Source organism: Paraburkholderia sp. BL10I2N1, from assembly GCF_004361815.1.
GTDB lineage: Bacteria > Pseudomonadota > Gammaproteobacteria > Burkholderiales > Burkholderiaceae > Paraburkholderia.
The window spans coordinates 3,879,429-3,891,348 of record NZ_SNWA01000001.1; the positions used below are offsets into that span (position 1 = coordinate 3,879,429).

Annotated in this window: 9 protein-coding genes and 1 pseudogene; 6 read left to right on the forward strand and 4 right to left on the reverse strand. The window is 59.0% G+C overall.

The window, feature by feature from the left end; all coding sequences use genetic code 11:
* Positions 1 to 2: 2 nt before the first annotated feature.
* Positions 3 to 452, forward strand: coding sequence for a PA2169 family four-helix-bundle protein (locus B0G77_RS17970; protein ID WP_133663320.1), 450 nt, complete (start codon positions 3 to 5; stop codon positions 450 to 452).
* A 537-nt stretch (positions 453 to 989) separates the two neighbouring features.
* Here B0G77_RS17970 and B0G77_RS17975 read toward each other — a convergent pair.
* Positions 990 to 2,285 carry a divalent metal cation transporter gene (locus tag B0G77_RS17975; RefSeq protein WP_133663321.1) on the reverse strand — a complete coding sequence of 432 codons (1,296 nt, stop codon included), beginning with the start codon at positions 2,283 to 2,285 and terminating at the stop codon, positions 990 to 992.
* An 867-nt stretch (positions 2,286 to 3,152) separates the two neighbouring features.
* On the opposite strand from B0G77_RS17975, the gene B0G77_RS17980 reads away from it, so the two are divergent.
* On the forward strand, positions 3,153 to 3,512 hold the full coding sequence (locus B0G77_RS17980; protein WP_133663322.1) for a hypothetical protein: 360 nt from the start codon (positions 3,153 to 3,155) through the stop codon (positions 3,510 to 3,512).
* Positions 3,513 to 3,946: 434 nt separating this feature from the next.
* Here B0G77_RS17980 and B0G77_RS17985 read toward each other — a convergent pair whose 3' ends face one another.
* Positions 3,947 to 4,237 (reverse strand): hypothetical protein, encoded by a 291-nt coding sequence (locus B0G77_RS17985; RefSeq protein ID WP_133663323.1) that lies wholly within the window; start codon positions 4,235 to 4,237, stop codon positions 3,947 to 3,949.
* 576 nt (positions 4,238 to 4,813) lie between these two features.
* A complete protein-coding gene (locus B0G77_RS17990; protein WP_166656176.1) occupies positions 4,814 to 6,865 on the reverse strand; it encodes an ATP-binding protein in 2,052 nt (683 codons plus the stop codon).
* A 777-nt stretch (positions 6,866 to 7,642) separates the two neighbouring features.
* Here B0G77_RS17990 and B0G77_RS18000 point away from each other — a divergent pair.
* The 3 genes and pseudogenes from B0G77_RS18000 (at position 7,643) to B0G77_RS18010 (ending at position 10,514) form a co-directional block, all read left to right on the forward strand.
* Positions 7,643 to 7,777 carry an entericidin A/B family lipoprotein gene (locus B0G77_RS18000; protein WP_133663326.1) on the forward strand — a complete coding sequence of 45 codons (135 nt, stop codon included), beginning with the start codon at positions 7,643 to 7,645 and terminating at the stop codon, positions 7,775 to 7,777.
* Positions 7,778 to 8,105: 328 nt separating this feature from the next.
* A complete protein-coding gene (locus B0G77_RS18005; RefSeq protein ID WP_133663327.1) occupies positions 8,106 to 9,041 on the forward strand; it encodes a hypothetical protein in 936 nt (311 codons plus the stop codon).
* A 470-nt stretch (positions 9,042 to 9,511) separates the two neighbouring features.
* Positions 9,512 to 10,514, forward strand: a pseudogene (locus B0G77_RS18010) (diguanylate cyclase).
* Between the two features lie 151 nt (positions 10,515 to 10,665).
* Here B0G77_RS18010 and B0G77_RS18015 read toward each other — a convergent pair.
* Entirely contained in the window at positions 10,666 to 10,989 is a 324-nt protein-coding gene (locus tag B0G77_RS18015; RefSeq protein WP_243751040.1) for a hypothetical protein, read from the reverse strand.
* Between the two features lie 661 nt (positions 10,990 to 11,650).
* Between B0G77_RS18015 and B0G77_RS18020 the strand changes: the two genes are divergently transcribed.
* Positions 11,651 to 11,809, forward strand: coding sequence for a DUF3309 family protein (locus B0G77_RS18020; protein ID WP_133663329.1), 159 nt, complete (start codon positions 11,651 to 11,653; stop codon positions 11,807 to 11,809).
* Positions 11,810 to 11,920: the final 111 nt, after the last annotated feature.

Here is an 11,920-nt window from a genome sequence, read left to right on the forward strand (position 1 = left end):
GAATGGCCACGAACGTTATTTCTGAACTGAATGATCTCGTCGAGACGTCGAAGGATGGAGAGAAGGGCTTTCGCAAGGCCGCTGAAGAGGCACACGATGCGCAACTCAAGTCGCTGTTCCTGAGCCGCGCCGATGACTGTGCGCGCGGCGCTCGCGAGTTGCAGGACGCCGTGCATCAGCTGGGCGGCAAGCCGGAGACGGGAGGCTCGATGTCAGGCGCGCTGCATCGCGGGTGGGCCGATGTGAAATCGGCGGTCACCTCCCGCAGTGACTACGACATCCTCGCGGAGTGCGAAAAAGGTGAAGACGTCGCGAAGAAGCGATACCACGACGCGCTCGAAAAGGATCTTCCCATCGACGTGCGGGCGATTGTCGAGCGTCAATATCAAGGCGTATTGCAGAATCACGACCGCGTCCGCGATCTGCGCGATCAATACGCCGCCATGAGGTAATCGGGTTCCAGCGGGTGGCGGCTTCAGGCTGCTGCCTGCCGGCTGTAGCCTGATTCGCGTTGCCCTGCGATAGGATAAGAGCCGTCCGCATACGCGGATGGCTTTCTGGTTGTGCGGGTTTTCTGTCCACCGTGGCGTCCTCGCCGCCCGATGCTGGCAGCAGTTGAGCGAACTTCACGGGCGTGCTCTCCTCACCCGAGAGACTTCATCGTCCCGGGAGTTCCGAAACCCGGCCGTTACCAGCCACGCTCGCTCCGATAGCCGATTGTTGAGGGAACAACAAGTCTCACTATCCCGCGCGGGCCGGGACAATAACTGGCGCGACTTCACGTCGCGCACTTACGTATAAGTCCGAATCTTGGCGGCACCCCGAATATCTCGAACATTGCCGGCGCTATGCGCTCGACAAGCCTGTCCGCTAGTTCGGAGAATGTTGTCACGATGCCGGCGCCACGCGTGAGGGCACCAGTGCGACGGAAGGAGAGCCAGCGGGGAGCGGAGGTAAAGCGCGGACCATGCGCGATCGCGTCAATCGGCCTACGTAATCGCGGCGATCGCGAACATCGCCACAACGGCCACGCCCATCACGACGGTTGCCAGCCACCCGGTCATCCGCAGACTGCCACGGATGCAGAATTCGCCCATGACGCGCGGATGCGAGGCCATTTTCATCATCAGCACCATGATCGGAACCGACGTGATGCCGTTGATGACGGCGCTCCAATAAAGCGCCTTGATCGGATCGAGCGACGTGAAGCCAAGCGCAAGCCCGGCCATTGTTGCAATAACGATGATCGCGTAAAAGCGCTTTGCGAGGCGCGGTTCCAGTTCCAGGCTGTTGTTCCACCGGAATGCGCCGGACATTGCGTACGCCGCCGAGCCTGCCAGCACCGGTAGCGCAAGCAGCCCGGTCCCGATAATACCGACGCTGAACAGCAGAAATGCGAACTTACCGGCTATTGGCTTGAGCGCTGACGCAGCCTGCGCGGAAGTCTGGATATCGGTCACGCCGTGCACGTGAAGGGTCGCGGCGGCCGTCAGCAGAATGAAAAACGCGATCAGGTTCGAGAATCCCATGCCGATCCATGTGTCGACGCCAATGCGCTCAAGCTGGCGCGGCGCCTCCATTGGGGCCTTCTTCAGCGCGACTTCGCCGGGGGCCGCCCGCAGCTCCTCGACTTCCTGCGACGCCTGCCAGAAAAACAGGTAGGGACTGATGGTTGTGCCAAACACCGCGACGATTGTTGTCGCGTAGTTGCCGCTCCACGACATGTGCGGGAGCACGGTGCGAAACGCCACCGTTGTCCATGGGATTTTGACGGCAAACACAACGCCCACATATGCGAGCAGCGCGAGGGTGAGCCATTTGAGCACGCGGACATAGCGCTTGTACGGCACAAAGACCTGCAACACAAGCGACAGCGCTGCCAGCGCGACCGTATAAAGATGAGCGGGACCGCCGACGAGGAGGTTGACGGCCGCGCCCATGGCCGTCAGGTCGGCCGCGATGTTGATTGTATTGGCAACGAGCAGAAGCGTGACCGCGCTGTACAGGATCGAAACCGGGTAGTGCTGCCGCAGGTTGGTTGCGAGGCCGTGGCCGCTGACCCGGCCGATCCGCGCACTGACCAGCTGGATCGCAACCATCAGCGGATAGGTCAGCAGCACGGTCCAGAGGATGTTATAGCCAAACGCGGCGCCTGCCTGTGAGTACGTCGCGATACCGCTCGGATCATCGTCGGCCGCGCCGGTGACCAGACCGGGCCCTAACTTTTCCAGCCACGGATTGGCTGACTCCTCTGGCGTGGCTGGTGGCTCAATGTTGGTTGTCATGGGTGTTCCAGACGCGGCCCAAAGGGATGCTCAAGGCCAGGACGATGTAAATGCCTGGCAACCCGCGTCGGAAGCAGCATGACGCAATGATGGAGGTGCAAATCTTGCGCCTCCTATTGCCCTGTCGGATGCCCAGCCTTTGAACGACGTGGGCCGTGCCGAGGGAAACGCCATCATTGGACGATTTCGATGGAATCGGGCGGGCAAATGACGCGAAACGCAAAGAAATCATGCTTCTCAAGGATGCGCCGGACCTGATCTCGCCGGCCCGGTTGACCTGGCCAATTGTGTAGCGGGACGCCGAGAATAGTGGCTGCCTCCCTCGCGCTTACTCGCTTTCCGCTTGCGATGTCCATCCCTACACCCTGCGGGTAAATTTCAGTTCCTCGTTATGCTCATTTGGTCAATGACGTTTCCATCATCGAATAATCTGATTTAATCCAAATTTTTAATCATAACAATATGGATATCTAACTTCGCCATGCTAGGATTCCCCTGCCTTTATACGAAGGTTAGCCAATGTACTGCGTGGAGACGTACCATGGTTTTCTGATCCTCATGGAGCTTTCAGAGGCATCTTCCAGCTGGACTTGTATAGTTGCATTTGAACGATTGGACGGCGACCTAACCAAACCAACGCCGATCGGGTTCGATAAAACCGTTCGCAAGTCTGACGATAGCGCACTGAATCTCAGCATGGATATGCTCGCTAAAGCTGAAGAGCGGATTAACTACTGGTATAAAAATGGAAATAACTGAGTTTAGACCGCCAGCTTCCTGAGCTTGACCATTCGTGCACCCGGAATGCGCTGAAAAGGATCGTGCTCCCTCTTGCCAGGATTCACCGAAAATAACAACGGAGACAGCATGCCAACTTATCAACTCACTCGCGCTGCGCTGATACGCATTGCTCAGTCGGTGTGCGGGATTTTTGATGGAAACGCGGTCTATGGTGAAAAGGCTGCGACTGACGGCAAAATGAAAAATCTGATCATTCGAGACCCAGGCGGAAAAAGAACGCCATACATCTCGCTTCTCTTTCCGGATGACATTCTTGACCGGTATGACGCAATGCCGGGCGGCGCGCGGACGACAGTCGAAAACCGGATAATTGCAATATTGCTGGAGCAGTTGCCGAACTACCAGGGTGAGTTCAAAAGCGGCTTGCTGCAGGTGCATCAGGTATTTGCCATTGAGTTCGATGCCCGACTGATTGATGACGTTTGATTCAGCCATGCGCTGCGTTCTGGTGAATACGGCGCCCTGATTGGGGTGCCCTTCGATGAGCAGCACATTGTGCGTGACTTGTTGGCCACCACCTCAACGATCTGTCTGAATCATGAGTGGTCCTGGTCTCATCGTCGAATGTGTCGAAAGGCAGCGCAATGTGACAGTCAGCTCGGCGACGCTCGCGTGGTACCCGGTACGGGCGTATCGCCACACACGGCATGGGCGTCGAAACGCAAGTCGGAGCCACCGGCGGTTGGGCACCTCAACAGCCCCCGCGCTGATCCTCGATCCCCGGCGCGATGAGCGTAGCGGCCAGTCGTCGCAATTGAGCCTGCAGGCACGGTTCGTCGCGCACAGTTCGCGCAACTCGAGCAGGTCGTGTGCAGTTTCGCCCATGGGTCGGCCATCAGCGGAAACGCCGACCGGGCTATTCAGTCTTCATAAGCTGCCATTACGAGCCATACATCACGCTCGCCGTCGTGGATTTCCGCTGCCAACGCATAGGGATCTCGAGGCTTACACCTCTGTTCGAGCATGTTATGCGCGACCTCGCCGTTGCTGAACGCGCTTTCACAGAGCGGTCGAACTTCACGCTTGCCTTCGAACATCGACCGGTTTTGGTGATAAACCAACGGCTGCCGCTTCCAGGTATTGAAGCAGTCCTTGACATGCTGGAAATCACCGCCGCAAATATTGGCCTGATAGCTACATCTTGCTTCCATGATGAACCTCCCTCGGCCATCGTCGGGCGCTTGTTGCCGGATGCGCCACCACTAGCGGTATGGCTCGTGCATATCATCGACTGGAGACCGTCGTATAACTTGATGCAACCGACGTGCCTGGGGCGGCGTTCCCAAACTGGAAACAACGTTGAGCTTCTCCCGGAGCCAGCGTCGCGCACTCATGCCGACAGACTGCGCGAAATTACAACCACCATGCAAATCTGTCGGTACGAGTCAATCGCGCTTTACCTCGTCGTTGCCAGCCAGGGGTGATGAAAAATTCAATTGCGGTCCATGCGCAAAGGCAAAAAAATGTCGCGACCGGGGCTCCTGTCCGGGTAATCGTGGCGACGACCACGCAAGCAGGAAGCGGCGTCTTCTCAATCGAAAGGGTCCTGACGAAATCAGGCAGCGCGTCCACTTCCGTCGCGAATCCTTTGTACTGACAGGTTCGTATTGTTCAACACCCTCCAGCATGGCTAAAACGGGCGCCACTCCCATACGCCCGGCATGCCTTCCGCGCGCAGGTAGCCTCGAACTCGTTGCCTGTCGTAACCGCTTACACTTCATCGGCAGCTAGCCGCTGGGCGCCGTCGCGCCGGTCTCTCCATCCCGGGAAGAATCCATGTCACGCAACAGGTCGATGAGCATGTCCGGGTCGACCGGCTTGACCAGATGGCGGCTGAAGCCGGCCTCGGCAGATTTAGAAATGTCCTCTGCGCTCGCGAATCCTGTCATGGCGATCAGCACTGCGTGCTGCGTTTGCGGTAACGCCTTGAATTCCTTCGCGACGTCGTGCCCGTTCATCCCAGGCAGGCCGATGTCCAGCAGGATCACTTCCGGTGACCATGCGGCCGCGACCCGGATCCCGCCAGGGCCGTCATCCGCTGTCCTGACCTCGTAGTCGTGCATCCGCAGGATCAGGGCGAGTGAATCCGCTGCGTCGCGATTGTCGTCTACGATCAATATCTGCGGTTTGGGGCCGCCCCCTTGTTCCACGGCAACAGGTTCGGATTCGTTGCCCGAAGGCGCTGGCGCGATGGGCAGACGTACTGTGAATCGACTGCCCTGGCCGGGCCCGGCACTCGTCACCGCAATGTCGCCTCCATGCATCTCGACCACGGAGCGGACGATCGACAGCCCGATTCCCAGTCCACTACGCGAGCGCCGGGTCGTCGGATCGACCTGGAGGAAAAGATCGAAAAGATGAGGCAACTCGTCGGTCGGAATCCCGATTCCGGTGTCTTCAACCGAAACCATTGCGGTGTCGCATTCCGCCTGGACCGTCAGGCGAATGTCGCCACCGTTCCCTGTATATTTGATTGCATTGTCCAGCAGGTTCGACATGACCTGCGTGAGGCGCATCGGATCGCCATTGACGAACACGGCCTCATCGGGAAGGTTGACCGACAATCGCTGTCGTCGCATCTCGGCGAGCGGCTGGCTGATCTCGATAGCCCGTGCGGCTGCTTCTTTCAGGTCAAAAATCTTTCTTTTCAGCTTGACCTTCCCGGTCGTGATTCTGGATACGTCGAGCAGGTCATCGACCAGGTCGGAGAGGTAACGGCTTTGCCGTTCGATCATGGCCTGCACCCACTGGACCTGCGGAGGCAGACTGGTCAGATAGTCTTTCATGACCTGCGCGCCATTGCGGATCGGTGCCAGTGGGCTACGGAGTTCATGCGCGAGGGTGGCCAGAAACACGTCCTTGCGTCGATCTGCTTCCTTCCGGGCGTCCTCGACCTGCGTGCGCTCCGTAATGTCCGCCAGCGTGCCCACAAAACATTCGACTGCGCCCTCGTCCGAAAACCGGAAGCGGCCACACATTTCGACCACGCGCAAAGCGCGATCGCTTTTCCGGAAGATCCGGAAGGCCGCCTGGACCAGGCGCCCCGGGACCTTGCCTTCATCGAATTGCTCCGCGAGCTTCGAAGCGTCGTCCGGATGAACGACAGTCTGGGTGAACTCTTCGCCGGACAGCGGGCCATCGCCGGGAGGCTGTCCGGTTATCGTGTACATCCAGACGTTTTCCCAGACGGCACTCCTCTCGGCCAGCCTCCATTCGAAGATACCCAATCCGGTGGCCGCAGCCGCCATGCGCAGTCGTTCTTCGCTTTCCTGCTGGGCGGCAAGCGCACGATCGCGCTCCCGAAGCAGATCAGCGGCGCGCTGATCCTGTTCTTCCAGTAACTGCCCGATGGCGTCATGGAGAGTCGCGCTGAACAGATCCTCGATGGTCTGATACGCCCGCGCCTCGAGCTTGCTTGAACGCGCGGGCGATAGCAGGAAAAACTCGGCCGTGGCTTCCCGGACGCACCTTCGAAGCAGATCGAGTTCCCGGAACAGGTCGTCCAGCTGGTAGCCCTGCATCCAGCGAGAGCGTCCGCGTTGACGCGCATCGCGTTCAATGCGAGCCTGGACCGGTCTCCGTCGCGCAGTTTTCAGTTTCTCGCAGATCTCTTCGTAAATGCCTGGCAAATCGTCGATGAACTGCTCGGCGGTTAGCCTGCGAGCCTCACTCAGGGGATCGGCGCGAAGCGCCGCAAGCCATCGCTGTGCGACCAGCCCACGTTTCCGTTGCAGATACGCGGGCAGTTCGCGTAAAGGTTCAGGCCGCCGCGCTTTCATGGTGTTCTCCTTGCGCGTATTAGCAGTCCACCTCTGTCGCCGTTCCGGACGACGGGCGCGGGCACGGCACATCCTCGCTGCCGGTAGCACTGACGAGTCGCCGCACCGAGGTGCGACTGACGTTAAGCTGCCTGGCAATTTCCCGTTTGCTGAGTCCCTGCGCAAACAGGGCTTGCATCTCCGGCGCGCGAGCCGTGACGGTCAGGGGGCGTCCATGCGGTGACCCGCTCGCGCAGACATCGCGCTCGAACTCAGCGACGCCAGCATGCTGGCCAGCGTCCAACCGCCGGGCGTCGTCATGTCGAGCGCGTCCGACAACGAAACGAAGCCTGCTGGTCGCGGGTTGAGACACGGGCATAGAGCACTGCACGCATGACGTTCCCCATGGCCCAAAACCCTTGAAATTCGCCGCCGGACAGCCGCAGATGCTGGGGGCACGGCGGCAACTGGAGCATGGTCATGAACATTGGTTACCGGCCATACTACTCGGTTCCTATACCTGGAGAAAGCGACGCTCCGTCGTGAAACACTGGCGCTCGCGGCCGACAGCCTCCTTTACCAGTCGATCCGACGTTTCGCTGACCGACTTTGGCTGAACCCGGGAAAGCGTGGTCCGCGCCGATCCTGATGCGAAGAGGCTTGCCGGACTCCTGACGTACGAAAAAAACCGAATCCTGAGTGTGCCCCAAATGCGATACCAACGGCGAAGCCGGCAGCACCAACAGCAAAATCGTCTAAAATTAATCTGGTCCGCCTGATTTGAACAAGGGGAAGATAATGATGCGATTGATTGCATGGATATTGATTGCTGGCACTGCAGTTCTCGCCGGTTGCAACACAATGGCAGGCGCAGGCCAGGACATTTCGAAGGGCGGCCAGGCGATCAAGAATGAGGCACAAGAAGCCAAATAAGGGGCCAACTGAGGGAGCGCGCCAACGAAGCCAAGAACCAAAGTCAACAAGCCCATTCGCTGCGAATCATCACAGCAAACGCGCGCCTCGATGGTGCGCGTTTTCGATTGTGCGCGGTTTTTCGTCTTATTTTGTCGTAAGCTCGGTTGCCGACGTATCCGCATGGCTGCCTTGGACTACAAGAATGTGGATTCCACGTCAGGACGCGACTGGCATGATCGTTGGGGAACGTCCGTCTCCTGACGTACGAAGCGGTGACGACGGTCGAGGTGCCTGATCTATGCACGAGAGACCCCCTCCATCTGGAGTAGCCAGCCGGAGCACGTTGATGAGGACGCCTGCCAGAAGTCAGGCCAGCGACCAGGTACACAGGAAGGCGCGCACGCTGACCATTCTGGCGGCATGCTGCCTGCTGTGTCAGGGGCTGTCGGCGCAAACGCCCGACGATGCCATCAGCTTGCGCCAGATATACCAGAGCCTGATTCCACGGCTCGACCATAACCCGTTTCAGCGGCGGCTGTATCTCGATTCGCAGGAATCGCCATCCACGGTCAAGGGCGAAATCTACGCCGTGATGGACTATCCATTCGCGACCGTCAACGACGCCCTCAATGACCCGTCGCAAGGCCCGGTGAACTGGTGCGATGTGTTGATCCTGCATCCCAACATCAAGTACTGCCATGCCTCTGCTGATAGTAGCGGCAACACGCTGACTGTGAACATCAGCAAAAAGGAAGTCGCCGAAGAACTCGGGGCCACTTACCGCGTGCGATTCGATTACCACGCAGCGACCACCAGCCCGGGATACTTTCAGGTAAAGCTCCACGCCGACAGCGGACCGTTGAACACCCGGGATTATCAGATCGTTCTGGAAGCGGTGTCGCTCAGCGGCGACCGCACGTTCCTGCATTTGACTTATGCATACAGCTACGGCGTGATCGGGGGTCTTGCCATGAAAGGCTATCTGGCCACCTTTGGCCGCGGCAAGGTCGGCTTCACCAACATCGCGGATTCGTCCGCGGCACAGGCGGAATACGTCGGTGGGGTACGCGGCCTCGTGGAGCGCAACACCATGCGTTACTACCTGGCCATCGATGCCTATCTCGGCGCACTGTCGAGCCTGCCGGACAGGCGGCTGGAGCAACGCCTGAGCAACTGGTTCAGCGCCAGCGAGCAATATCCGCGGCAGCTGCACGAAATTGATCGGCAACAGTATATGCAGATGAAACAGGAGGAATACCGGCGCCAGCAGACGAAGCAGTAGTTGGCGAATCGTGTATCCGCATCGCTGCCGGACAACAAGAATGCGACCGTCACCCGGCGTCTGTGGCAAGTGACCCGATGTCGGGCATGCGTCGTTCGAGTCTGGCGCTCGTGAAGTTGCGGTCACGATGGTTCACCGCTAGCGTCCGTTTCGCCGCCGGTTCATTGACGCAGATGGGCTCGAACACCTCGACCAGGAAATCGCGATCAATTTCCCGGTCAGATCCACCTGATCGGGGAACTGCTGGCCTTGCTGACACGGTACGACGAAAGCATCTATCTAAACGCATTGAGGAAGCTGGGCTCGCCCCTTCTTGCAAACCTCACGCTCCCCCCTCTAAACGCGTGACAGACTGACTCAGGGCGTGAAGTGGACCTTCAGATTTTCCGGAAGCGGCCGTTCTAAGCATCGGCATCTTACGAACCTTCATCTTCCGTTTTGCTGCTTGCGCCGCGGATCAACTCCAGTTCATATACGGTCTGTGCGCGTGGGTTCTGTATGAGTCACGTAACGATGCTTACGAACACGCCGGGGAGAACGCGCGGAATCTGATGCTGGTCATTGAGCGCGACATCGCATGCAACGTCGAACTTTATGATCTTCCGATACAAGCGGTTGTGGACGGAGTGACCGATCCGCAGGTCATGGCACTTCCGCCAAAGATCCGAAGCGAAGTATTGTTCGACCGCGCTGCCTCAGGCAATTACCTGGGTTCGATCTTCGTGATGAATGAACGGGGTGACATCATCATTGACTCCCGATTCATACCCGCGAGCAGGAAACTTCGCTGACCGTGACTATTTCGCCGTCCACCGTGATCACAGCAACACGGGCCTCTACATCAGCAAACCCTACGCGTCACGGCTGCGCGACGCCACGCTCACGATTGCGCTGAGTCGCCGGATCGCGCGTGCGGACGGCTCTTTCGGTGGTGTCGTGGTCGGAACATTGAGCATCGACTATTTCCGTGCTTTACTGGACGGCCTGTCCGTGGGAGCGCGCGGAACGGCCGCCGTGGTCGAGACGAACGGTACCATGATCACGCGATTGCCCTACGACCGCGACGTAGTCGGGCGCGATATCCGGAACGCCCCCGACTTCATTCAGGCGATGCCGACGAACGAAGGTGCATTCACCGGCACTGCATTGATCGACGGGGTCCGCCGACTCTACGTGGACAGGCGCCTGGCAGGGCTTCCAATCATCGGTGGCGAGGAATTCGTGGTGACCCTTCCCGATACCGATTCGGCCGGCGCGATGGGATTGGCTGAAACCCTTCGGCACGCGGTCTACGGCCTCAATATCGAACACATCCAGAGCCGATATGGCCGCGTGACTGTGAGCATTGGCGTAGTCGCAACCCAGGGCCGCGCGGCTTACGATGGAGCGATGCTGGTGAAGATGGCTGATTCGGCCCCGTACGAAGCCAGATCAACTGGCCGAAACCGGGTGTGTGAAGCACAAAACGGATGAAAGGTGCCGCCTCGCTAGCCCCAGAGAATGACTGGTTTGGAACTCAACGCCAATCCCGATGTGGAAACAACTGACTGGAGAGCCTTCTGGTGGAGATTTATAAAAATGCGAGATTTGTGCGTTCCGCCCTCGGTCCGCGCTACCTCCTTCTCTACTCCTGGCTGCGGCAGACCCCTCGGTAAGGTGAGAAGCGCCAGTGACCGGTAGGGTCCTTTACTGCGACCGCGCCGTATTCGTACAACACCTCGCAAGTGGCGGCAGGTCGCAGCTCACGTATGTCTTCGACAACCAGAAGCGTGCGCATCGGCGTCTCGGCGCTCGGCTCGGCAGCAGACAGCGAATATCCTTTCTCCGAACTGCGGCATCGGTTTGCCGAGCCTGCGACACCCAAATGCTCGCCATGGGCCGCATACTCCGCGCACTCCGGGCCGCCCCAATCGGTGCCAGAGCCATCCTCAATAAAAGTCGAATCCATGTGGCGCTTGCCTGCCTGGTATAAGTGTCCCTGATCTCGTGTTAGCCCCAGTGCTTGCAGCGCGCGAAGCGCCTCATGGCCGTCCAACGACGACTTGTGGCATGTCTCCCTCCATCCGTCACCACCGGATACGTGCTACGCCCGCGACACTGTCAAATCGCGCTCTCTTCGGAACTGAAGGCTCAAGACGTCCAGTCCAGTCTGTTCTGAGCCTCTCGCACGCAACGTGCCATGCCCGTTCAACCAGATTCACTGAAGCCGCGCATACCTTGCCAGATGATTTAAGCACGGAGCATCGGCCTAAGCCAGCCTGAACCGCAACGCGCGGGGTCAGCAATTCTGAGTGGCACAGGGTCATCAAAATGCGAGCGGCCGTGGACGTCCCGCTGCGTCCCCAAGGCGACCGCCGCTATCGTTCCGGTGAGGAGCGCTTGCTACTGGAGCGAAGCTTGGACAGGCTGCGGCACAGGAATTGCGGCTCGTGGAGGGCGGATTTGCACCCGCTCAGGTTGCGACCAGTCGCTTTGTGAACGAAGGAGACCGTCATGCGAGCTACCACGAAGGAAATTGTGTTTTCAGTATTGTTTATAAGTGAGGTCGCTCGAATCTCGAACGCGCTCTTCATTCCCGCTGTCGAGAGTTGAAGTGAAGGAGAAGGCAAATGACCATCGGAACCATTCTGCTAATCGTGTTGATCCTGTTGCTGATCGGCGCAGTCCCGAGCTGGCCTTACAGCCGCTCGTGGGGCTACCGTCCAACGGGCCTGCTCGGCGTCGTCCTGGTCGTCGTCTTGGTACTGGTGCTGCTGGGTCACATTTGACTGTCCGGTGCGCCGTAGATAGAGAGCGCAAGGATCCTCTATAACGGCGCGTTGTCGGTCGCTGTGCCAAGGCGCACAATCGGCGCATCGGCCTCGCCTGCCCCGATCAGC